General features: G+C 61.1%; 23 protein-coding genes. 11 read left to right on the top strand and 12 right to left on the bottom strand.

Going from position 1 to position 20,959, the window contains the following annotated elements:
• Positions 1–7 precede the first annotated feature (7 nt).
• The 5 genes from dxr to pyrH all read right to left on the bottom strand — a co-directional run bounded on the left by dxr (position 8) and on the right by pyrH (position 4,175).
• On the bottom strand, positions 8–1,168 hold the full coding sequence (gene dxr, locus Q0936_RS17725; protein ID WP_299294705.1) for a 1-deoxy-D-xylulose-5-phosphate reductoisomerase: 1,161 nt from the start codon (positions 1,166–1,168) through the stop codon (positions 8–10).
• The gene (locus Q0936_RS17720; RefSeq protein WP_299294703.1) at positions 1,165–1,950 is read right to left on the bottom strand and encodes a phosphatidate cytidylyltransferase; all 786 of its coding nucleotides are present in this window, start codon (positions 1,948–1,950) and stop codon (positions 1,165–1,167) included. The genes dxr and Q0936_RS17720 overlap by 4 nt, the downstream gene beginning before the upstream one ends.
• Positions 1,947–2,666: a polyprenyl diphosphate synthase gene (gene uppS / locus Q0936_RS17715; RefSeq protein WP_299145868.1), complete on the bottom strand. Its 720-nt coding sequence runs from the start codon at positions 2,664–2,666 to the stop codon at positions 1,947–1,949. Before uppS ends, Q0936_RS17720 begins: the two co-directional genes overlap by 4 nt.
• 122 nt (positions 2,667–2,788) lie before the next feature.
• Complete coding sequence (frr, locus tag Q0936_RS17710) at positions 2,789–3,352, bottom strand: ribosome recycling factor (protein ID WP_299145758.1); 564 nt, start codon at positions 3,350–3,352, stop codon at positions 2,789–2,791.
• A gap of 91 nt (positions 3,353–3,443) precedes the next feature.
• The gene (pyrH, locus tag Q0936_RS17705) at positions 3,444–4,175 is read right to left on the bottom strand and encodes a UMP kinase (RefSeq protein ID WP_299145756.1); all 732 of its coding nucleotides are present in this window, start codon (positions 4,173–4,175) and stop codon (positions 3,444–3,446) included.
• Between the two features lie 72 nt (positions 4,176–4,247).
• On the opposite strand from pyrH, the gene miaA reads away from it, so the two are divergent.
• Together miaA and Q0936_RS17695 are read left to right on the top strand one after the other, a co-directional pair.
• A complete protein-coding gene (gene miaA, locus Q0936_RS17700; RefSeq protein ID WP_299294701.1) occupies positions 4,248–5,126 on the top strand; it encodes a tRNA (adenosine(37)-N6)-dimethylallyltransferase MiaA in 879 nt (292 codons plus the stop codon).
• An 82-nt stretch (positions 5,127–5,208) separates the two neighbouring features.
• Positions 5,209–6,000 (top strand): AraC family transcriptional regulator, encoded by a 792-nt coding sequence (locus Q0936_RS17695; RefSeq protein WP_299294699.1) that lies wholly within the window; start codon positions 5,209–5,211, stop codon positions 5,998–6,000.
• Between the two features lie 178 nt (positions 6,001–6,178).
• Here Q0936_RS17695 and Q0936_RS17690 read toward each other — a convergent pair whose 3' ends face one another.
• On the bottom strand, positions 6,179–6,325 hold the full coding sequence (locus Q0936_RS17690) for a hypothetical protein (protein ID WP_299294697.1): 147 nt from the start codon (positions 6,323–6,325) through the stop codon (positions 6,179–6,181).
• Positions 6,326–6,346: 21 nt separating this feature from the next.
• Here Q0936_RS17690 and Q0936_RS17685 point away from each other — a divergent pair, with 21 nt between their 5' ends.
• From Q0936_RS17685 to Q0936_RS17675, 3 genes are all read left to right on the top strand, one after another.
• On the top strand, positions 6,347–7,393 hold the full coding sequence (locus tag Q0936_RS17685; RefSeq protein ID WP_299145744.1) for an ABC transporter permease: 1,047 nt from the start codon (positions 6,347–6,349) through the stop codon (positions 7,391–7,393).
• 14 nt (positions 7,394–7,407) lie between these two features.
• Entirely contained in the window at positions 7,408–8,859 is a 1,452-nt protein-coding gene (locus Q0936_RS17680; protein WP_299294695.1) for an ABC transporter permease, read from the top strand.
• Positions 8,860–9,058: 199 nt separating this feature from the next.
• Positions 9,059–11,146, top strand: coding sequence for an ABC transporter ATP-binding protein (locus Q0936_RS17675; protein ID WP_299294693.1), 2,088 nt, complete (start codon positions 9,059–9,061; stop codon positions 11,144–11,146).
• Here Q0936_RS17675 and Q0936_RS17670 read toward each other — a convergent pair.
• Together Q0936_RS17670 and Q0936_RS17665 are read right to left on the bottom strand one after the other, a co-directional pair.
• Complete coding sequence (locus Q0936_RS17670; RefSeq protein ID WP_299294691.1) at positions 11,127–11,651, bottom strand: hypothetical protein; 525 nt, start codon at positions 11,649–11,651, stop codon at positions 11,127–11,129. The genes Q0936_RS17675 and Q0936_RS17670 overlap by 20 nt on opposite strands.
• Positions 11,652–11,788: 137 nt before the next feature.
• On the bottom strand, positions 11,789–12,376 hold the full coding sequence (locus Q0936_RS17665) for a lytic transglycosylase domain-containing protein (protein ID WP_299145736.1): 588 nt from the start codon (positions 12,374–12,376) through the stop codon (positions 11,789–11,791).
• 168 nt (positions 12,377–12,544) lie between these two features.
• On the opposite strand from Q0936_RS17665, the gene ssb reads away from it, so the two are divergent.
• Positions 12,545–13,054: a single-stranded DNA-binding protein gene (ssb, locus tag Q0936_RS17660; protein ID WP_299294689.1), complete on the top strand. Its 510-nt coding sequence runs from the start codon at positions 12,545–12,547 to the stop codon at positions 13,052–13,054.
• Positions 13,054–13,494, top strand: a complete 441-nt coding sequence (locus Q0936_RS17655; protein WP_299294687.1) for a GNAT family N-acetyltransferase — start codon at positions 13,054–13,056, stop codon at positions 13,492–13,494. The genes ssb and Q0936_RS17655 overlap by 1 nt, the downstream gene beginning before the upstream one ends.
• Before the next feature lie 4 nt (positions 13,495–13,498).
• Here the strand turns inward: Q0936_RS17655 and aroB are convergent, their stop codons facing one another.
• Positions 13,499–14,605 carry a 3-dehydroquinate synthase gene (gene aroB / locus Q0936_RS17650; RefSeq protein ID WP_299294685.1) on the bottom strand — a complete coding sequence of 369 codons (1,107 nt, stop codon included), beginning with the start codon at positions 14,603–14,605 and terminating at the stop codon, positions 13,499–13,501.
• Positions 14,598–15,185 carry a shikimate kinase gene (locus Q0936_RS17645; protein WP_299294683.1) on the bottom strand — a complete coding sequence of 196 codons (588 nt, stop codon included), beginning with the start codon at positions 15,183–15,185 and terminating at the stop codon, positions 14,598–14,600. The genes aroB and Q0936_RS17645 overlap by 8 nt, the downstream gene beginning before the upstream one ends.
• Positions 15,186–15,278: 93 nt before the next feature.
• Here Q0936_RS17645 and Q0936_RS17640 point away from each other — a divergent pair, with 93 nt between their 5' ends.
• From Q0936_RS17640 to Q0936_RS17630, 3 genes are read left to right on the top strand one after another with little or no spacing between them, the layout of a single operon-like run.
• On the top strand, positions 15,279–15,428 hold the full coding sequence (locus Q0936_RS17640; protein WP_299145723.1) for a hypothetical protein: 150 nt from the start codon (positions 15,279–15,281) through the stop codon (positions 15,426–15,428).
• Positions 15,418–16,965, top strand: coding sequence for a hypothetical protein (locus tag Q0936_RS17635; RefSeq protein ID WP_299294681.1), 1,548 nt, complete (start codon positions 15,418–15,420; stop codon positions 16,963–16,965). Before Q0936_RS17640 ends, Q0936_RS17635 begins: the two co-directional genes overlap by 11 nt.
• Positions 16,962–17,927, top strand: a complete 966-nt coding sequence (locus Q0936_RS17630; RefSeq protein WP_299294679.1) for a site-specific tyrosine recombinase XerD — start codon at positions 16,962–16,964, stop codon at positions 17,925–17,927. The genes Q0936_RS17635 and Q0936_RS17630 overlap by 4 nt, the downstream gene beginning before the upstream one ends.
• Here the strand turns inward: Q0936_RS17630 and Q0936_RS17625 are convergent.
• Entirely contained in the window at positions 17,864–18,649 is a 786-nt protein-coding gene (locus Q0936_RS17625; RefSeq protein WP_299378312.1) for a metallophosphoesterase family protein, read from the bottom strand. The two genes, Q0936_RS17630 and Q0936_RS17625, sit on opposite strands and share 64 nt — an antisense overlap.
• A gap of 94 nt (positions 18,650–18,743) precedes the next feature.
• Between Q0936_RS17625 and Q0936_RS17620 the strand changes: the two genes are divergently transcribed.
• On the top strand, positions 18,744–20,054 hold the full coding sequence (locus Q0936_RS17620; protein WP_299294675.1) for an HlyC/CorC family transporter: 1,311 nt from the start codon (positions 18,744–18,746) through the stop codon (positions 20,052–20,054).
• A gap of 3 nt (positions 20,055–20,057) precedes the next feature.
• Here Q0936_RS17620 and Q0936_RS17615 read toward each other — a convergent pair whose 3' ends face one another.
• Positions 20,058–20,879 (bottom strand): LytTR family DNA-binding domain-containing protein, encoded by an 822-nt coding sequence (locus tag Q0936_RS17615; protein WP_299294673.1) that lies wholly within the window; start codon positions 20,877–20,879, stop codon positions 20,058–20,060.
• Positions 20,880–20,959: the final 80 nt, after the last annotated feature.

The raw sequence follows: 20,959 nt of genomic DNA, 5'->3' as shown, positions 1-20,959 counted from the left end.
ATCCTGTTTATTGCTCGATCACGCGGCGTGCGGCTTGTCGTGCCATTTGGTCCGCATGGGCGACATTATCAAGGGTCATTGCGGCATCAATGTGGCTGGGGTCCATGGTATTGAGCACGTCTTCGACGATCTCGCCCATCCGCAGAAACCCGATCTGACCGGCAATGAAGCCGTCCAAAGCCGTCTCTTTGGCGGCGTTGAATACGGCCCCTGCCAGCCCGCCACGTTCCATCACCTCGCGGGCGAGGCGCAAGGCAGGCCAACGCACCTCGTCCGGCGCGCGGAAACTGAGCGTGGCAATCCTTGCGAGGTCCAGACGCTCAACCGGCAGGGATTGACGCTCAGGCCAATGCAATGCGTAGCCAATGGCGTGCCGCATGTCCGGTGGTCCGACATGGGCCATCAGTGCACCGTCTCGGAAACCGACCATCGCATGTATCATTGATTCCGGATGCACCAGCACTTCGATCTGATCGGGTCGCACGCCAAAATACTCACGTGTTTCAATCAGTTCCATGGCCTTGTTGAACATGGATGCGCTGTCAATCGTGATGCGTTGCCCCATGTCCCAATTGGGATGCGACGAGGCCTGTTCCAGCGTGGCGTCGGCCAAACGTTCCAACGGCCAGTCGCGGAACGCACCACCGCTTGCCGTTATGATCACGCGCTCGACCGCGTCCATATCCTCGCCCACGAGCGCCTGAAACACCGCCGAATGTTCACTATCCACGGGCAGGATGCGGGCGTCACAGGCTTTGGCCGTTTTCAGAATGAGGTGACCGGCACAGACCAGCGATTCCTTGTTGGCCAGCGCCAGCGTCACCCCCTGCTCTAGCGCCCGCAAACCCGGCGCCAACCCCGCCGCACCGACAATCGCTGACATAACCCAATCCGCCGGACGGCACGCCGCTTCGATCAACGCATTTTGTCCGGCCGCCGCCACAACATCCGAGCCCCGAAGCGCATGCCGCAACTCGTCCAGACGGCTTTCGTCCGCCGTGACGGCAATATCGGCGCGCAAATTCTTGGCGTCAGCAGCAAGCTGTTCGATGTTGCCCGCCCCCGTGAGCGCCACAACGTCGTAGGCGTCGGGATCACGGGCGATCAAATCAATGGTGTTCTGGCCAATCGACCCCGTCGCCCCAAGAATGGACACACGGCGTTTCACAAAACACCTCCGGGGAACCCGGCCACCTGCCCCAGCATCAACAGGAAAACAGACGCGCCCAGCATGCCGTCAAACCGGTCCAGGACGCCGCCATGGCCGGGAATGAGCGCCGAGCTATCCTTGACCCCCATCCGACGTTTCATCGCACTTTCGCCGATGTCACCCATCTGACTGGCCATGGACAGCGCGACGGAAACGCCGATCAGCTGCACAGTTGCCTCTGTGTTGATGGCAAAAACTGCGCCGACGATGGCCGCACCGATCCACCCGGCGACAGTGCCGGACCATGTCTTTTTGGGGCTGACCCGCGGCCAGAACTTGGGCCCACCCAAGGCACGACCCGCAAAATATCCAACGACATCCGTGACCACCACCACCATGACCAGCCACACCATCCAGCCAAAGCCGAGATCATCGCGCACCTGCATCATGCCGAAACCGGCCATCAGAACCAACACGGTAAAGATCATATAGGTTGAACGGTTCTGATTAAGCTGTCCGAGACCAACCATGCAGGGCGCCAAAAGGATCGGCATCGCAAAGCCAATCGGCAGATAGACCGCCAATAGCACCGCAATCGACGACACGGCCCCCAGTTGCAGTGCCAGAGTGGCCTGCGATGGCGACACCATGCGCACCAATTCCCAGATCATCAGCCCGCAAATCAACGCGACCAGAACATGGAACACGTCGCCGCCCATCCAGATGCCCCAGACACCGACCAGTACCATCAACAGGCCTGATCCCATGCGCGCCGCGAGGTCTGACCATTTCTCTGTCATGGTTTGACCCCACCAAAACGGCGGTCGCGCCCCCCGTAGTTGGCGCACAGCGCGGTAAACTCTGCCCGGCTGAAATCGGGCCACAACGTGTCGATGAACTCATACTCGGCATAGGCGGATTGCCAGAGCAGAAAGTTCGAGATGCGCGCCTCACCACTGGTACGGATCACCAGGTCGGGATCAGGCAAAACATAGGTGTCCAAGTATCTTGGCAGCGTTTCTTCATCCACGTCGTCGGGATGCAACTTGCCGTCCGCCACGTCCTGCGCCAACCGCTTGGTGGCCCGCGCCACCTCGTCCCGGCCACCGTAGTTCAATGCGATGGTCAGATTGACGGCAGTGTTGTTTTCAGTGAGCGTTTCCAACTCGTCCATCAGCGCGATGAGTTTCGCATCGAGCCGCACACGGTCCCCGATAAACCGCACCCGCGCACCAAACGCATTCAACGCCCGCGTTTCCTTGGAGATATAGCGCCGGAACAGGCTCATCAGCCCTGCAACTTCGACCTGCGTGCGTTTCCAGTTCTCTGTCGAAAACGCAAAGATGGTCAGATACTCCACCCCAATGTCCGGACAAGTTTCGACCACCTCTCGCACCCGTCGCGCACCTGCATGGTGACCGAACAGGCGGGGACGCCCGCGTTGCGTGGCCCAACGGCCATTGCCGTCCATGATGATGGCGACGTGTCGTGGGCCGGTATGTGCAGGGTCTGAGATAGCGTGTTCCTTGGATGCGTCTTGGTCTGTGCCGCTATGCGGGGCGCCGCCCTTTGATCCATCCGGGGCTCCGCCCTCTGAAGGGCCGAAAAGGTCCCCCGGACCTTTTCAAAACTGGCCCTTCAGACCTGCATGATCTCGGCTTGTTTGGTCTCAAGTGCGGCATCAACGGACTTGATGTATTTGTCCGTCATCTCCTGCACTTCTTCCTGCCACAGCTTTTCGTCATCTTCGGACATGCCGTCGGCTTTGGCCTTCTTGATCTGGTCCATGCCGTCGCGGCGCAGGTTGCGGATGCTGACACGGGCGTTCTCGGCATAGCTACCCGCGACCTTGCCCAGCTCACGGCGGCGTTCCTCGTTCAACTCGGGGATCGGCAGCATGATGATCGTGCCATTCAGCTGCGGGTTGATGCCCAATCCACTCTCGCGGATCGCCTTTTCGACCTTGTTCACAAGACCCTTGTCCCAGACATTGATCGTCACCATCCGCGGCTCAGGCACATTGACCGTCCCAACCTGGTTGATCGGCGTCATGGACCCGTAGGCATCCACCATCACCGGCTCAAGCATCGACGCCGATGCGCGGCCTGTCCGCAGTGATGCAAATTCGGTTTTGAGGTTCGCCATCGCGCCATCCATCCGGCGCTCAAGGTCATCAGTGTCGAGCATGAAGTCGTCAGACATCGCATTCCCCGTGTTTTTTCTCTTGGCCTCAAAGGCACTTGGTAAGGATATAGATCATGCCGCGTGCAAAATGCCAGCAGGACTTGTGCAATTACCCCTGCACGCGGGTAAAGGTGCCTTTGCCTTCAAGGATCTCCTTGAACCCGCCGGGCGTGTCCAACGGAAAGACAATAAGCGGCAAATTGTTGTCCCGCGCCAACGCAATGGCCGAGGCATCCATGACACCCAGACGTTTCGCCAGCACCTCGTCATAGGTCACCGTGTCGTATCGCACGGCATCATCGTGTTTGGCCGGGTCCTTGTCATAAACGCCATCAACACCGTTCTTGCCCATAAAGATCGCCTCGCAAGACATCTCGTTGGCGCGCAGCGTCGCGGCGGTGTCCGTGGTGAAATACGGGTTGCCTGTGCCGGCGGCAAAGATGCAGACCCGCTTTTTCTCAAGGTGGCGCACGGCCCGGCGGCGGATGTAGGGTTCGGCCACTTCGTTCATGGTAATGGCCGAGATGACCCGCGTGAACACACCCAACCCCTCTAGCGCGGATTGCATCGCCAGCGCATTCATGACCGTGGCGAGCATACCCATATAGTCAGCCGTCGTACGCTCCATGCCTTGCGCCGACCCTTGGAGGCCCCGGAACACGTTGCCGCCACCAATCACCATGCAGATTTCGACACCCATGTCGTGAACCGCTTTGACTTCGGCGGCGATCCGTTCGACCGTTGGCGGGTGCAGACCGTACCCTTGGTCGCCCATCAGCGCCTCCCCCGAAATCTTCAACATCACCCGGCCAAAGGTGGTTTTCGTTTCGCTCTCGCTCATGGCGCGCCCCCGCTCTTTCAATTTGCGCGCAACCTGTCCTAAAAGTGGCCGGTTTTCAATGGACCTCGACATATGATCCGCGACCTGATCCAAACTCTGCCGCCCGACCTTCCCGTGCTGATCGCGGGGCCCACCGCCTCGGGCAAATCGGCGCTCGCCCTTGCGATTGCGCAAACCCAGGGCGGCCACGTGATCAATGCCGATGCCAGCCAGGTCTACGATTGCTGGCGCATCCTGACGGCGCGCCCATCGCCCGAGGAAGAATCGCAAGCACCGCATCATCTCTACGGTCACGTGCCTTATGACGCGCCCTATTCGACGGGACACTGGCTGCGAGAGGTGACACCGCTTTTGCAGGGCACGCGCCCCATCATCGTTGGCGGAACCGGGTTGTATTTCTCCGCGCTGACCCAAGGGCTGGCGGATATCCCGGCAACACCCGATACCGTACGCCAAACTGCCGACGCGATGCCCACCGAGGCCATGCTGGCAGAGTTGGACGCGGAAACCCTATCCCGGATCGACAGCGCCAATCGCGCGCGTGTCCAGCGCGCCTGGGAGGTGCAGCAGGCCACGGGCCGCCCGCTGGCGGCATGGCAGGACGACGTCACTCTCCCAATTCTGGCACCCGGCACGTACACCGGCATTGTGATGGACAGCCCCAAGGATTGGCTGACACCCCGGATCCGACAACGCTTTGATCAGATGCTCCGCGGCGGCGCGCTGGACGAGGCGCGCGCGATGCATGAGGCCTATGATCCCGCTTTGCCGTCATGCCGCGCCATTGGTGTGACCGAGGCATTGGCGTTGCTTGCAGGCACGATGACCCATGACGAGGCTGTTGACTCCGCGACCATCGCAACACGCCAATATGCCAAACGCCAACGCACCTGGTTTCGGTCACGGATGCCCGATTGGCAACGTGTCTCATCCGCCACGCTCTCGACCTAGTTTACAATTTCCGCTTTGGCAGGGCCACTTGTCATGCAACATGAGGGCACACTTTACAGTTTCGAACAAAACGCGCTTTTGCATGTCCCTACCTCCAGTTCAGATTTCAACCCTCGCTCAGCTCACCGGCGGACAGGACTGGAAGCTGTCACTGGCCCACGACCGGCCTGCCCACATGCTGATCTGGCTGACACGTGGCCAAGGTCGGTTGTTGCTGAACGGGACGCGCCGGGGTGTTGGCACGCACAACGCCTTGTCCATCCCGGCCCACACATTGTTCTCGCTGGAAATGGGCCGTCAAAGCATGGGACTGGCCGCAGTGATCCCGGACGGCACCGATGTGCGTCTGCCGGATGGGCCACGGCAGTTGCGGATGCGGGACGTCACAGCCATCAACGAACTGACTGGATTGCTCGAGGCGGCGCAACGTGAGGCCAACACAGGACGCGCACTGTCGCAGGACGCACTGGATGCCCACGTGTTGCTGATGTCCGTCTGGTTGCGGCGCCAGATTGCCGAACCAGAGCATTTGCCACAGCCGATGAACGCCGCCGCCCGGCTGAGTGCAGCCTTCTGCAAACGTGTCGCCGCGCATCATGCACAGGGGCTCACCATGGCCGACCACGCGGCGGCCCTGAACGTCACCGCCACGCATCTGACGCGCGCCTGTAAGGCCGCGACAGGGCGCACCGCCGCGGACCTGTTGACCGAGCGGGTGCTGCACGCTGCGCGTTCCGCCCTGATCGAAACGGATGTCGCGATACAGGACATCGCCCGCCATCTCGGCTTTGGATCAGCGGCCTATTTCACCCGCTTCATGCAGCAACATACCGCCAGCACCCCCACAGCCCTGCGCAAATCCGCGCGCGGCTGACGGGCACCGAAATCCCGGCACCAAATTGATCATGTCGCAAACGAGATGATCAAATGTCGCAATTAGACTATGATTAACGTCCACGCCCCGTTGACGTGGCACATGATCTGTTGCCTCATGGTGCCAAAGGACAAAAAGAGCGGCACGGGACGCAGAGCTTGCAAACACATGGCAAGTCTCAGGCACCGATGCGCAAACCGGGGAAAACACGTGCAAGCACGACGGCAATGATCATCACATAGACATCGCCCGTATTGGGCCAATCCACGCGTGGCGCATAAAACGACGCCAACGACGATATCACCAGCAGCAACGTCTGCTTCAAGCCACCCAACAGGGGCGATTTATGGGACTATTCATTCTCAGACGACTGGGCGTGATGTTGCTGACGGCGCTGTGCCTGACCTTCATCGTGTTCTTTCTGACCAATCTCTATCCAAACCTCGAAAAGCTGGCCAAGACCCAAGGCAACTTCCGCATGACGGACGAAGCTGTGGCAAGCTGGCTGGGCGATCGCGGCTACACCGACAACACCTTTGTCAAATATGGCCGCTGGCTGGGTGTGGCCCCCGGTTGGGTGACCGAGAAAGAGGACGGCACGGTCACGGGCCAGTGTTTCCTGGAAAACACCGCCCCCGAAGAGCGCCCAACCTTTTGTGGCGTGCTGCAAGGCGACTGGGGCTTTTCGCTGGTGTTCAAGGACGAGGTTGGCAGCCTGGTGGCGACACGACTGGCCGCGACGGGCAAGTTGATGGGCTTTGTACTACTGGTCATGGTGCCCATGTCACTTATCGTGGGCGTACTGGCCGGGATGCGCGAGGGGTCTGGGCTTGACCGTTCACTGTCGACATTCTCGATCGCAACGACAGCCACACCGGAATATGTCTCTGGGGTGATCTTTATCGCGGTCTTTGCCTCATCCGCCTTTGGCCTCAAGTGGTTCAAGGGTTCGGCGACGCAGGCCATTGAAAACGCTACGTTCGAAAACTTCACCCTGCCTGTGATCACCATCGCGCTCTATGGGATGGGATATATCGCACGCATGACACGGGCCTCGATGACCGAGGTGATGACGGCGCAATACATCCGCACCGCTCGACTGAAAGGCGTGAGTTTCGGGAACATTGTCCTGAAACACGCGCTGCGCAATGCACTGATCGCGCCGTTCACAGTCATCATGCTGCAAATCCCATGGCTTTTGAACGGCGTGGTGATTGTCGAGACGCTCTTTAACTACAAGGGCTTCGGCTGGTTGCTGGTGCAGGCGGCGGGCAACAATGACATCGAACTTTTGTTGGCCGTTTCGGTCGTCTCTGTGGTCGTGGTGCTGATCACGCAGCTGATATCCGATATCGGCTACGTGTTCCTCAACCCACGCATCCGTATTTCTTAAGGGGGACCGGAGCAATGGAACCTTTGACGTGGACCGGGCCAATTGGCCAATTCCTCGATCCTGTACTCTACGTACTTGCGGGCCTGTTTGTCATCGCGGTGGCAGTCCAGATCGTTTTGAGCGTGGCAACAGGTGGGGCGCGGGTCGTGACCAACCCTGACGGCACGCTGAGTTCGGCGGGCGGACCCTATGACCTGTCGTCGACAGTGACGCGTTGGCTGGGCCTCGGCCTGCTGGCCGTGGTGGTCATCTATTTGCTGGTTGGCGTGGTGTCCGGGCCATCGGCGGCGGGTATCATCGGCGGCGTTAGCCAACAACTGCTGCCCGTCTGGGTCGCGCTGGTGCTGACCTTTGCCCTGTCGATCCGGTACAAGCGCAAGCTGGGTCTCTATGGCAAGCTCTTTGACTCGACTGTCGGGATGATCGGTTTTGCCTTGGTGATGTTCTGGGTTTTTGCTGGGGTGATGGCGGGTCTGTTTGACTGGATCACCACCCATGACAGCCTGAGCCAGGTGTCCGGCATGAAGAACAAAGTCCCCGGCACGCCACTGCGTGGCGCCGAAGACGGCAAATACCTCTGGTATTTGTTGGGGGGCGACAACCTGGCACGCGACGTGTTCAGCCGTTTGTTCAAAGGCGCCTGGGTCGTCGTGCAGATCGCGCCGCTGGCCACACTCTTCGCCTTTATGGTCGGCATCACCTTGGGCCTGCCCGCCGGGTACTATGGTGGTCGGTTGGACACGCTGTTGTCCTTTCTGGCCAACCTGATCCTCGCCTTCCCGGTTATCCTGCTGTTTTACCTGCTGGTCACACCAGAAATCGTAGCGACGGGCATTCCGAACTATATGGCGACCGTGTTGTTCATCTTTCCGCTGATCTTTGTCGGCGTTCTGTTGAACTCGCGTTACTACACCCAGCCGTCGTTCCGCACCCCGCTCTTGATCATCGTGCTTGGGGTGATGGGCTGGATTTACCTGTCGCTGATTTCCGACGGCGGGACCAAAGTGGCTGTGCTGCCCGAGTTTCTGGACCTGTTCGACATCGACGCCGGTATCCTCGTGGTGTTTGTGTCGGTGGTCTTTGTGAACGCGCCTACAGTGTTTCGGATCGTCCGGGGCCTCGCGCTGGACATCAAGACGCGGGACTACGTGGCGGCGGCGCAAACACGTGGTGAGGGGCCGTGGTACATCATGCTGTGGGAGATCCTCCCTAATGCGCGCGGACCGCTGATTGTCGATTTCTGTCTGCGCATCGGCTACACCACGATCCTTTTGGGCACCTTGGGCTTTTTCGGTTTGGGACTGGAAAGCGAGAGCCCGGATTGGGGCACAACGATCAACGCCGGACGCCGGTTGCTGTCGGTCTATCCGCATGCGGCCATTGCCCCTGCCCTGTCGCTGTTGACGCTGGTGCTGGGCCTGAATCTGCTGGCGGACGGTCTGCGCGAGGAAAGCCTCAAGGATTAAGCGCGGGGCTGGCCCCGCGACGGTGGGGTGAGCGTCTTTCACAGAAAGGCGCGGCCCCACACAGATGAAGTATGGGAGCCAAACATGGCGAACGGAGAAACACTTTAGCAACCGAGGGACTGGGGCTCTGCCCCAGACCCCGGAGTTTTTTTGGCAAGATGAAGAGAGCAATCTTCACGGCCGAACGGGAGACATGAAGATGGCGAAACTGGACTATGACGGCCCGATCCTCGAGATCGATAAGCTGAGCATTTCATTCTTTACGCGGCTGCGCGAGATCCCTGCTGTCATGGATTTTTCCGTGACGGTGCAACCGGGCGAGGCTGTTGGGTTGGTCGGCGAATCCGGTTGTGGCAAGTCCACCGTGGCTTTGGGTGTCATGCAGGACCTGGGCAAGAACGGGCGCATCGTGGGTGGCTCCATCAAGTTCAAGGGGCGCGATCTGTCCGAGATGAGCATGGAAGAGCTGCGCGACATTCGTGGGTCGGAAATCGCGATGATCTATCAGGAGCCGATGGCGTCGCTGAACCCGGCGATGAAGATCGGCAAGCAGTTGATGGAAGTGCCGATGATCCACCAGGGCATGTCCGAAAAGGATGCCTATGAGCGCGCCTTGCAAGTGGTCACGGATGTAAAGCTGCCTGACCCCAAACGCATACTAAACAGTTTCCCGCACCAATTGTCCGGTGGGCAACAACAGCGGATCGTCATTGCCATGGCCCTGATGTCGGAGCCGTCACTGTTGATCCTTGATGAGCCGACGACAGCCCTGGACGTGACGGTCGAGGCGGCGGTGGTCGAGTTGGTCAAGGATCTGGGCAAGAAGTATGGCACCTCGATGCTGTTCATCAGCCACAACCTCGGGCTGGTTCTCGAGACGTGCGACCGGATTTGCGTGATGTACTCCGGCGAGGCCGTGGAACGCGGCAGCATCGGACAGGTGTTTGACGAGATGCAGCACCCCTATACGCAGGCGCTGTTTCGGTCGATCCCCCTGCCCGGCGCAGACAAGAACGCGCGCCCGCTGGTGGCGATCCCTGGCAACTTCCCCCTGCCCCATGAACGCCCGCCGGGGTGCAATTTCGGGCCGCGCTGCGACTATTTCGAAGAGGGTCTTTGCAATGAGAACAAGGCGATCCCGATGTTCCCGGCCAATGACGATGCCAGCCACGAAACACGCTGTCTGAAGTTCAAAGAGATCGATTGGAACGCGCCGCTGGAACTGGCCGAGGTCAAGCAGAAGGGCGAGGTTGGCGATGTTGTTCTGAAGATGGACAACCTCAAGAAATACTACGAGGTGGCCGCCTCCGCCTTGTTCTCATCCGGTGAAAAGAAAGTCGTGAAGGCCAACGAAACGCTGAGTTTCGAGGCGCGCGAGAGTGAGACCTTGGCCATTGTGGGCGAATCCGGTTGCGGCAAGTCGACCTTTGCCAAGGTGCTCATGGGGCTCGAGACGGCGACCGAGGGAACGATCACGCTGGGCAACAAGGCCATTCAGGACGTTCCCATCGAAGAGCGCGACACACAGACCGTGGCGGATGTGCAGATGGTTTTCCAGAACCCGTTCGACACGCTGAACCCGTCGATGACGGTGGGGCGTCAGATCATCCGGGCGCTGGAAATCTTCAAGGTGGGCAAGAACGAGGGCGAGCGGCACCAGCGCATGCTGGAACTGCTGGATCTGGTGAAACTGCCCCGTGCCTTTGCCGACCGGATGCCACGGCAACTGTCGGGCGGACAGAAACAGCGTGTGGGCATTGCCCGCGCCTTTGCGGGCGACGCGCGCATTGTGGTGGCGGACGAACCCGTCTCGGCGCTGGATGTGTCGGTGCAGGCGGCAGTCACGGACCTGCTCATGGAAATCCAGCGTGAGCATAAAACCACGCTTCTGTTCATCAGCCATGACCTCAGCATCGTGCGCTATCTCAGTGACCGTGTGATGGTGATGTATCTGGGCCATGTGGTCGAACTGGGCACCACCGATCAGGTGTTCTCGCCACCCTATCACCCCTATACCGAGGCGTTGCTGAGCGCCGTGCCCATCGCAGATACGTCGGTCGAAAAACAGCACATCGTGCTCGAGGGTGATATCCCGTCCGCGATGAACCCACCGCCGGGCTGTCCGTTCCAGACGCGGTGCCGCTGGAAATCGGACGTACCAGGTGGTCTATGTGAAAAAGAAGTGCCGCCAGTCCGTCACCTCGCCGAAGGGCATCAGGTCAAATGTCACCTGGCCGATGACATTCTGGCGCGGATGGAGCCCGTGATCAAAATTGCGGCTGAGTAGCGACCGCGTCGTTCACGATGTCCTTGGCCGATGTGTATGTGCCGACGTAATCCCAAAAGGCCGGGATCGCGACATATTCCACGACGTACCGCCCCTCAACATGGTTGGCGGCCAGGACACCCAGCCCATAGGCTGTCCAGAATTGCAGACCGCGCTTTGACCCGCGGCCCAGAATGAGGCTCCAGAGAAACCCGATGGGGGCGATCAGGCAGGCCGCCATATAGGCGGCCAACTCATAGTCCGCCACGGCCAGCCCGTAGATCATTGGCCATTCCAGCGACATGAGGAACAACAGGCCGATGTTCTGTGCAAACAGGGTTCCAGCCACGCCGCCCGCAATGCCACCCGCCACAAGCATGTCGAAATGGAACCGGCGTTTCTTGCCATCCGCGTGGCCGCGTGCGCGCGTTTTCTGCATCGGCACCACGTCTTCCGCATTCCTCGGGGCGCCGCCATTGATGCGCGACACACGCTCTTCGAATGTGGATTGACCGGCTTTCATCATCTTGCTGCCCCTCGTGCGTGCTGATGACACACGACATGAGGGAAAGAGATGGCACGTTTAAGGCGAAAAAAGACCGATGCCGGGGCGTTCAAGTCCAAAGCAACCAATTGGTCAGACCACGGGTCACGACGGTTGCGTCAGCTGCCCCAGATGATCTTGACGTAGTTGCGGGTTTCCTTGAACGGCGGCACACCGTTGTATTTCTTCACCGCACCGGGCCCTGCGTTGTACGCCGCCAGCGCCAGACGCCAACTGCCAAAGGTGTTGTACTGCTGTTTGAGGTACTTCGCGCCGCCCTCGAGGTTTTCGGCCGGGTCCTTGCGGTCCACACCAAGGGACCGGGCCGTCGCGGGCATCAGTTGTGCCAGACCGTACGCCCCCTTGTGCGACAGCGCCTTGGCATTCCAGCCGCTTTCCTGTTGCACAAGCCGCAGGAACAAATCCTCAGGCACCCCATGACGGCGCGCGGCATCGCGGGCCACAGCCAGATATGGCCCCTTGTACTTGCCTTTGAACTTGGGGCTCTGCGTGTCCCACTTGGTCGGCGTGACCACCGTGGGCGGTTGCAGGCGGACCGAATTGGAATATTGCTTGGACGCGCGGTTATCCAGAATTTTGGTCTGCGATTTGAACAAGTTGGAGCGACTGCGGCTGGACACGCTTTGCGCCCATCCCGTCTCTGCCACCAGTGCCAGAATAACGGCCCCCGCCCAGACTGCCCGCATATGTCCCACACCCCAGTTGATGACCTGTCCGGTCCTTGGCGCACAATATACGGTTTTTTTGGCGATACGCTACCCTCTGTGGTTTTACGCGGGCTGAAGCCTGTGTAGGCTGGCAAAAATCACTTGCACGCGCGGAATCAGCGCGCAACCGTCTCGAAGGGAAGAACTATGGCAGGCTCGGTGAACAAGGTCATTCTGATCGGCAATCTGGGGCGCGATCCCGAGGTGCGCACATTCCAGAACGGCGGCAAGGTGTGCAACCTGCGCATCGCGACCTCCGAAAACTGGAAAGATCGCAACACCGGCGAACGCAAGGAACGCACCGAATGGCATTCCGTTGCCATCTTTTCCGAACCGCTCGCGCGCGTGGCCGAACAATACCTGCGCAAAGGGTCCAAGGTGTATATCGAAGGCCAGTTGGAAACCCGCAAGTGGCAGGACCAATCCGGCCAGGATCGGTATTCGACCGAGGTCGTGCTGCGCCCCTACCGGTCCGAGCTGACCATGCTCGACGGTCGTGATGGCGGCGGCGGTGGCGGCGGCAACTTTGGCGGCGGCGGTGGTGGTGGACAAATGGGCTATGACGATCGCGACGGCGGATATGGCGGCAGTGGCGGTGGCGGCGGTCAATCCAGTCCAGCCCCTAGCCGCGATCTGGACGACGAAATCCCGTTCTGATGACAGCTAATGCGCCGCGCGTTCGTCCGCTTGTTGCAGCAGACACCGACGCGGCGCTGCGTCTCTACAATGAACTGACGTTTGGACCGGCGACGCAGGATACTGCGGCCTTTGCCGCCGTTCTAGCGCATCCCGGCACAACCGTCTTTGGCGCGGAGCACGACGGCGATATCCGCGCCATGGTCACCTTGCACCTCATGCCGAATGTGACATGGAATGCGCGGCCTTACGGGTTGATCGAAAACGTGGTCACGGCGGCGAAATGGCGGGGCCACGGTCTGGGCAAGGCGGTGCTGACCCATGCCGTGCATGCCGCATGGGCGCAAAATGCCTACAAGGTCATGCTGATGACGGGCACCAAACGCGGCGCCATGGGGTTCTATGAAAGCGTCGGTTTTTCGTCCGAGGACAAGCACGCCATGGTGATCCGACAAAACTGACGGATCAGGCCAGCGCCTCCTCCAACACCGACAGAACCACCTCATGCGGCACATCCGAGGTCACAAACGCCTCACCAATACCGCGCGCGAGGATAAAGTTGAGCGTACCTGCGACGACCTTCTTGTCCTGCCCCATCAGGTCCAGCAGCCCGGCAGCATCCGGCAATTCACCGGGAATGTCGGCGATGTCTGTCTTCATGCCCATCGCCTTGAGATGCGCGCGCACCCGACTGGGATCTTCCTGACTGCACAGGCCCAGCCGCGCCGACACCTCAAACGCCAGACCACAGCCAACGGCCACCCCTTCGCCATGCAACAGGCGGTCGGAATACCCCGTCGCCGCCTCCAGCGCATGACAGAACGTATGCCCCAGGTTCAAGAGCGCCCTGTCCCCTTGCTCGGTCTCGTCACGGGTCACAATCTCGGCCTTCATCTCGACCGACCGTTTGACGGCCGCCACACGCAACGCCATATCGCCCGCCGCCATGGCCGGTGCATTCTGTTCAAGCCAGCCGAAGAACGTGGCGTCGCCCAACAGACCGTATTTCATCACCTCGCCATACCCGGCGAGAAAATCGCGCGTGCTGAGGGACGCCAGAACCTCCGTGTCCGCCAGAACGAGGCTTGGCTGATGGAACGCACCGGCGAGGTTCTTGCCCTGCGCCGTGTTGATCCCCGTCTTGCCACCTACAGAGCTGTCGACCTGCGCCAAAAGAGACGTCGGCACCTGCACAAACCGCACGCCGCGCCGCATGATAGCGCAAGCGAACCCGACGAGGTCCCCCATCACACCGCCACCCAGCGCCACAACAACATCGCGCCGCTCGACCTTTTGATCCAGCAACCATTCCGTAACCTGCCCCAGATGCGCCCAGCTTTTGGTGGCCTCTCCGGGGGGCAGTTCCAGCACAACGGTGTCGATCCCGGCCTGCGCCAGCCCAGCCTGCAATCCAGCCAGATGCAGCGCCGCCACGCGCGTCTCCGTCACAATGGCCAAGCGCGGACGCGGCAACATCGGAGCCACCAAAGCGCCAGCCTCGGCCAGCAGGCCTGGCCCGATCAGCACATCATAGGCCCGGTCCCCCAAAGGGACATGCACGGTTTCACGCATCCTGCACCTCCAACACGTCACGTCGATCGCGCAACAGCGTCTCGATCACACGGTCCACCATTTCCTCTATCGACAGGTCTGGTTTGGACACCACTTCCACATCCGCCTGCGCATAAAGCGGCACCCGCGTGGCATAAATCTCGGCCAGGGTCGCGCGCGGATCGGGCGTACGCAGTAAGGGCCGCGTGTCCTTGTGCCGGACCCGCTGCCACAAGAGGTCCAGATCCGCATTCAGCCACACCGAAACACCCCGCGCTGTGATGTTGTCGCGGTTTTCCTGCGCCAGAAACGCGCCACCACCTGTTGACAGAATGCCCCGTGCCTCATCCAGCAACCGCGAGATGACTTGGGTTTCACGTGCCCTGAAAAACGGCTCCCCGTCGCGCGCGAAAATCTCGGGCACGGTCATATTGGCCGCACTCTCGATCTCGGCGTCGCTGTCCAGAAACGGCACACCCAGCCGCAACGCCAGCGCGCGGCCCACAGCCGTCTTGCCCGCGCCCATCATACCCACCATCACCACCGTCTTTTTGAGGCGGAAGGCGGTCGCGTTCGACTGATATTGCTGATTTTCGCTCATTGCGCTGTCAATGACGTGATTTTACCAAAAAGGCCATATATGCTCTTGGCAAAACAAAGAATTCATTGGCACGTCGACGAGGCAGTTACATTCATGGGCCGACTATTCAAGCTGTTGATCTTCCTCATGATCATCGGGTTCATCGGGCTGGTGGCCTATGCGTATGTCGGCGAGTATTTCGGCGCCAATTTCTCGCCGCCGCAGACCGAAACGCGTCTGCCGGTGACACTTGATGCGGAATAGGCTGGCTCTCTGGTGCTGCGCAGGGGTCGTTATTGCGGCCAATGCGGCGGCGCAAGCCCCTGTTTCTGCACCACTAAACGTGATCGACTGGCTCGACGCGCAACCAACACCGTCCACGCCTGTTGCCCTGCCAGCGCCGTCCGAACCGGCGGTTGCTGATTCTGCACGTGTGCCGTCGGTCACTGTGGCACCGCTCGACGGTGAGGCGCCGAAACGGGTCGGGCTGGCCCCGGCAACCGTCACAGGCCTGCCCGACACCCTGTGGTCCGGCACTGACGGTCGGGCGCTGGCCCAACAGGTGCGGGACATGCCCGAGCTGCGCGTACCTGCCTTGCAATCGCTGTTCTACACTTTGCTCTTGGCCGAGGCGCTGCCCCCCGCCGACAATGCCGCCGACTTTGATCTGGCGCGCGTGACAGCGCTTGCGGACGTGGGCGCGCTGGAACCAGCCCTCGCGCTGATGGAACAGGCCAATCCGACGCAAAACGCGGCACATTTCGCGCGCTACATGGATTTGTCTTTGTTGACCGGCACCGAAAACGCCGCCTGCGCAACCCTGCGGGCCATGCCCGCGCTGTCACCCGGCAAGGCGCACGAGGTTTTCTGTGCCGCACGGGCGGGCGACTGGGACACGGCCGTGCTGCAACTGGGCACCAGCCGCGTGTTGGGCCTGATAGATGAAACACAGGCCAGCGCCCTCGAACGCTTCCTCGACCCCGAACTCTACGAGGGCGAGGCCGCCCTGCCCGTTCCGTCGCGCCCCGATGCCCTGCTCTTTCGCCTGTATCAGGCCATCGGCACCCCGGTTCCAACCCGCGTCTGGCCCGTCGTCTATGCCAATGCCGATCTGGCCGACACCGCCGGATGGAAGGCACGGATCGAGGCCGCAGAACGCCTTGCCCGCCATGGGGCCCTGCCCGAAAACCGGTTGCTGGGCATTCTGACCCACCGCCAACCCGCCGCATCCGGCGGCGTCTGGGATCGCGTCTCGGCTGTGCAGCGCTTCGAGACCGCGCTGCGCACAGGCAGCCCAACGGCCATTTCGAAAACCCTGCCGACCGCGTGGCGGCATATGCGCAAGGCCCGGCTTGCGGTGCCTTTCGCGTCCCTCTTTGCCGAAGACCTGTCCAAGATCGTTCTCAGCGGCCCATCCGCCGATATCGCCTTTGATATGCTGCTGGTCTCGGCCAGCTACGAATCCGCTGCTCAGGTGTTCCCGGCCCGCGCATTGCGTCACCCGCTGGCCACAGCGGTCGCCGCAGGCAGTGCGCCAGCAGATACGACACCACTGATCGGCACGGCGCAGGCCATTGGTGCGGCTTTTGCCGATGCGCCCCCGGATGCCAGCCTGATCGCCATGGCGCAGGACGGCGCGCTGGGGGATGCCTTGCTGCGCACCATTGCCCTCACGCAACTGGGCGGTGCGGGCGATGTGGCCCAGCTGACCACTGGCCTTGCCACGTTGCGCGCGCTGGGTCTCGAAGACGTCGCGCGGCGTACGGCACTTCAGGTGCTGCTCTTGGAGGACACGCAATGAGCCTCACCTGGATCTCGACCTTTCTCGATGCGCAGGCGGCAGAACTGGGGGCCGCGCGCAACACGTTGCTGGCCTACGGGCGGGACCTAAAGGACGTGCATGGCTGGCTGGACGGTAAGGGCCACACCTTTGAAAGCGCACAGCAATCCGACATCGAGGCCTATCTGATCCACTGCGACGCCCAGGGGCTTGCCAAATCGACCCGCGCACGCCGCCTGTCAGCGATCAAGCAACTCTACCGCTTTGCCTTCGAAGAAGGCTGGCGCGCCGACAATCCCGCCATCCAGATCGCCAGCCCCGGACAGGACAAACGCCTTCCCAAGACATTGGACGAGGCCGAGGTTGACCGCCTTCTCGAGGCGGCCCGTGCCTTTGGGCGCAACGCACACGACATTGCACGCGATACCTGTTTGCTGGAACTGCTCTATGCGACCGGCATGCGTGTCAGCGAGTTGGTCAGCCTGCCAGTCTCCGCCGCACGCGGCAACCCGCAGATGCTGCTGATCCTCGGCAAGGGCGGCAAGGAACGCATGGTGCCGCTCTCACCACCTGCGCGTGACGCACTGCGCGCATGGCTCACCATGCGCGATAGCGTTCAAGAGGCGGCCGAGACCAAGGGCCAGCCCCCCTCGCGCTTTCTGTTCCCGTCCCGCGGCGCAGCAGGACACCTGACGCGGCACTGGTTCTATGCGCGGATCAAATCGCTGGCCGTGCATGGCGGCGTTGCCCCGGACAAGGTGACGCCTCACACCCTGCGCCACGCCTTTGCCACGCATTTGCTGGCCGGTGGCGCGGATTTGCGCGCCATTCAGACCATGCTGGGCCACGCCGATGTCGCAACCACGGAAATCTACACGCATGTGGTGGATGAACGGCTGACGCAACTGGTGCTGGACCATCATCCGCTGGCGCGCGACGACACACGCAGCTCGGATGGCAAGACGTCTTCGGACGGCCAATAGCCCGTCTTCAGCGCCTTGTCATAGCCATGGATCAAACCGGCGGCCTGCATGTCTGCCACAGCCGCATCAACGTCATAGTCCAGCGCATGCAGCGACACTTGCCCGTCCTCCAGAACCGCATACCGCGTGCGCGCCGTCCCGTCGTGCGGAGGCATGCCCACCACTCCGGCGTTGATCCAATCCCCGCGCGACAGGTGCCGCACAAACGGAATACCGCTGTGGCCCGCCACGATACACGTAACCGGACCGATGGCCTGCTCGACCAGATCCCACTCTGTCTCGAACTCGGACGCAGGTGAAGTGGACCACAGGAACCGCGCCACATCCGACAAGGCCCCGTGCAGCACGGCATAACGGCGCCCGCCATGCTCAAAGCTCAGAATGTCCGGCATATCCGCCATCCACGCCCGATCCGCCTCTTGCACACGCGCGGACGCATAGGCGTACCAGGCGACAGACAGCAGATCACAGGCGGACCCGTCTTCGAACCCGCACCCGCAATCCAGCGCACCACGCGCCAACTGCAATTCGCAATTGCCCGCAACCACAGCGCATCCTGCGTCCCGGATCGCGGCAATCGTCTCTTGGGGCCGGCCGCAATAGGCAACAACATCGCCGGTACAGATCGGCACCGCCCCACGCGCCTGTGCCACTTCCAAAACCGCACGCGTGGCCTGCAGGTTGGAATACGGCCCGCCAAAGAGAACGACAGGTCCCACCATTTTTCCCAAATCATGATGTCGCACGCAGGCTCATCCCTTGATTGCATGACGTTGCACCCCCATAACCCAGAGCACAGCAAAGGATAAATCACGAATGGACGATCCCACCTCGACCCTTGACGCCGCGTTCTGGATGACCAGCGGGGTGATCTTGATGTTGCTTGTGATGTCGGGCTTTTTCTCCGGCTCGGAAACGGCGCTGACAGCCGCCTCGCGGGGCAAGCTGCGTGCGCAAGCCGACAAGGGATCGCGCGGCGCGGAACGTGCGCTCAAAATCACCGAAGACAACGAACGTCTGATCGGGTCGGTCCTGCTGGGCAACAACCTGGTCAACATTCTGGCCACATCGCTCGCCACCGCCATCTTTACCCGTGCGTTTGGCGAAAGCGGCGTGGCACTGGCCACGCTGGTGATGACGATCCTCGTGCTCGTCTTTGCCGAAGTGCTGCCCAAAACCTACGCCATCACCAATTCCGAAACCGCCGCCTCGCTGGTGTCCCGCCCCATATCGCTGGTGGTCACTGTGTTTTCGCCCATCGTGGCCGCCGTCCGGCTGCTGGTGCGCGGTGTCTTGCGCCTGTTTGGCGTGCAGATTGACCCCGACAGCCACATCATGGCCGTGCGCGAGGAAATCGCCGGTGCGCTGCAACTGGGCCATTCCGAAGGCGTGGTCGAAAAAGAGGACCGCGACCGCATCCTGGGCGCGCTGGACCTAGGCGACCGCACGGTCGAAGAGATCATGTTGCACCGCTCCGGCATCGAGATGATCAACGCGGATGACGAACCGCAGGCAATCCTTGAACAGTGTCTCAAATCGAACCACACCCGCCTGCCCGTCTACCGCGGCGAACAGGAAAACATCACTGGGGTCATCCACGCCAAGGACCTGTTGCGCGCGATGTACAAGGTCATTGGCGGGCCAGAGGGCGACGCCGCCGCGCTCAAGACCTTTGACATTGGCGAGGTGGCCATGCCGCCCTATTTCGTGCCGGAAACCACCACTCTGGACGATCAAATGCGCCAGTTCCTGCGCATGCGCACCCATTTTGCGCTGGTCGTGGACGAATATGGTTCGCTTCAGGGGTTGATCACGCTCGAGGATATCCTCGAGGAGATCGTGGGCGAGATTACGGATGAATTTGACCCCGACGGCGACCATCAGGTCAACCGTGGCGAGGATGGGCACTATCTGGTCGACGGCGCCATGACGATCCGCGACCTGAACCGTGCGACCGACTGGAACTTGCCTGATGACGAGGCGAACACGGTCGCGGGCCTTGTGATCCACGAGGCACAGATGATCCCCACCTCTGGCCAGGTGTTCAGCTTTCACGGCTTCCGGTTCGAGGTCCAGGACCGCGAAGGCAACCGGATCACCGCCCTGCGGATCAAGGCGCTGGAATAGCGCTCAGGCCGGTTCGTTCTGGCCCCGCAGCCAATCACGCACATCGTTCTGACGGCCCCGCGCGACGGGGACTTTCTCCCCGTCCGACAGTTGCAGGTGCCCGCCCTTCATGTCGCGCGCCGAGGTGGCGGCAACCCAATGGGACCGGTGCGTCTGAATACCGTCACCCGGCTCGACCTGCTCAAGAAAGGTCAACATACGCTCTCGCACGGTTTCAACACCGGCGGTGCCATGCACCTCAAGGTAGTGCTCTGCTGCCTTGATCCTCTGGATGTCACACAGGTTGAACCGCCGGCCACCCAACATCACCTTGCGCGCATCGGCCTCCGAACAGGCGCGCGCGCGCTGTGCGGGCAACAGCCACAACAGGGCAACCGTCTCAAAGATGTGCGCCACAATGATGTTCCGCACGTTCATTTGCCAGGTCATGATCCCGAACGGTGGGCGTTCGGTGCCAGAAATTAGCGTCAATACGGCCCCGGCCAGATAGGTCGAATACAGAACCAGCGGCGCAGACAACAACAGCAGCGGAATGGGCCGCTTAAAGATCGGTTGCCATACGCTATAGATCAGGAACGAGTGGAATTCGGATGCGGCGAGGTAAAAGCCAAGGCCAACCACCCAGAACGCCAAACGCAATTCAAAGCTGTCGAATTGCGGCAAGGTGACCGGATGACCCGTCGCCATGATGAAAAAGCCGACAATCACCAACAGCCAAAGCTGCCACGTGCGATAAAGCTGGTGCATTTCACGTAACGTGAAATGCGACACGCTGCCATTCGAGACATAAACGCGCACTTCGCGCGATTGAAGACGGCTCAACATGAACGCTGTTTATCACGTGACGCTAAATAGAGTAAACGGCTCTCGACGGCCTGTCAGGGGTGCGGTTGGACGACGTGTTG

It is taken from the genome of uncultured Tateyamaria sp. (assembly GCF_947488715.1).
GTDB lineage: Bacteria > Pseudomonadota > Alphaproteobacteria > Rhodobacterales > Rhodobacteraceae > Tateyamaria.
This window is presented reverse-complemented; position numbering and strand designations above follow the sequence as displayed.

Bases quoted from the DNA above. Each gene is read 5' to 3' on its own strand.
- miaA (WP_299294701.1), top strand. From the start codon at position 4,248: ATGATCCGCGACCTGATCCAAACTCTGCCGCCCGACCTTCCCGTGCTG.
- ssb (WP_299294689.1), top strand. From the start codon at position 12,545: ATGGCAGGCTCGGTGAACAAGGTCATTCTGATCGGCAATCTGGGGCGC.
- Q0936_RS17665 (WP_299145736.1), bottom strand. From the start codon at position 12,376: ATGCGGGCAGTCTGGGCGGGGGCCGTTATTCTGGCACTGGTGGCAGAG.
- Q0936_RS17675 (WP_299294693.1), top strand. From the start codon at position 9,059: ATGGCGAAACTGGACTATGACGGCCCGATCCTCGAGATCGATAAGCTG.
- Q0936_RS17640 (WP_299145723.1), top strand. From the start codon at position 15,279: ATGGGCCGACTATTCAAGCTGTTGATCTTCCTCATGATCATCGGGTTC.
- Q0936_RS17655 (WP_299294687.1), top strand. From the start codon at position 13,054: ATGACAGCTAATGCGCCGCGCGTTCGTCCGCTTGTTGCAGCAGACACC.
- Q0936_RS17615 (WP_299294673.1), bottom strand. From the start codon at position 20,879: ATGTTGAGCCGTCTTCAATCGCGCGAAGTGCGCGTTTATGTCTCGAAT.
- Q0936_RS17635 (WP_299294681.1), top strand. From the start codon at position 15,418: ATGCGGAATAGGCTGGCTCTCTGGTGCTGCGCAGGGGTCGTTATTGCG.
- Q0936_RS17620 (WP_299294675.1), top strand. From the start codon at position 18,744: ATGGACGATCCCACCTCGACCCTTGACGCCGCGTTCTGGATGACCAGC.
- Q0936_RS17695 (WP_299294699.1), top strand. From the start codon at position 5,209: ATGTCCCTACCTCCAGTTCAGATTTCAACCCTCGCTCAGCTCACCGGC.
- aroB (WP_299294685.1), bottom strand. From the start codon at position 14,605: ATGCGTGAAACCGTGCATGTCCCTTTGGGGGACCGGGCCTATGATGTG.
- frr (WP_299145758.1), bottom strand. From the start codon at position 3,352: ATGTCTGACGACTTCATGCTCGACACTGATGACCTTGAGCGCCGGATG.
- Q0936_RS17625 (WP_299378312.1), bottom strand. From the start codon at position 18,649: ATGGTGGGACCTGTCGTTCTCTTTGGCGGGCCGTATTCCAACCTGCAG.
- Q0936_RS17720 (WP_299294703.1), bottom strand. From the start codon at position 1,950: ATGACAGAGAAATGGTCAGACCTCGCGGCGCGCATGGGATCAGGCCTG.
- Q0936_RS17680 (WP_299294695.1), top strand. From the start codon at position 7,408: ATGGAACCTTTGACGTGGACCGGGCCAATTGGCCAATTCCTCGATCCT.
- pyrH (WP_299145756.1), bottom strand. From the start codon at position 4,175: ATGAGCGAGAGCGAAACGAAAACCACCTTTGGCCGGGTGATGTTGAAG.
- Q0936_RS17685 (WP_299145744.1), top strand. From the start codon at position 6,347: ATGGGACTATTCATTCTCAGACGACTGGGCGTGATGTTGCTGACGGCG.
- Q0936_RS17645 (WP_299294683.1), bottom strand. From the start codon at position 15,185: ATGAGCGAAAATCAGCAATATCAGTCGAACGCGACCGCCTTCCGCCTC.
- Q0936_RS17630 (WP_299294679.1), top strand. From the start codon at position 16,962: ATGAGCCTCACCTGGATCTCGACCTTTCTCGATGCGCAGGCGGCAGAA.
- Q0936_RS17670 (WP_299294691.1), bottom strand. From the start codon at position 11,651: ATGATGAAAGCCGGTCAATCCACATTCGAAGAGCGTGTGTCGCGCATC.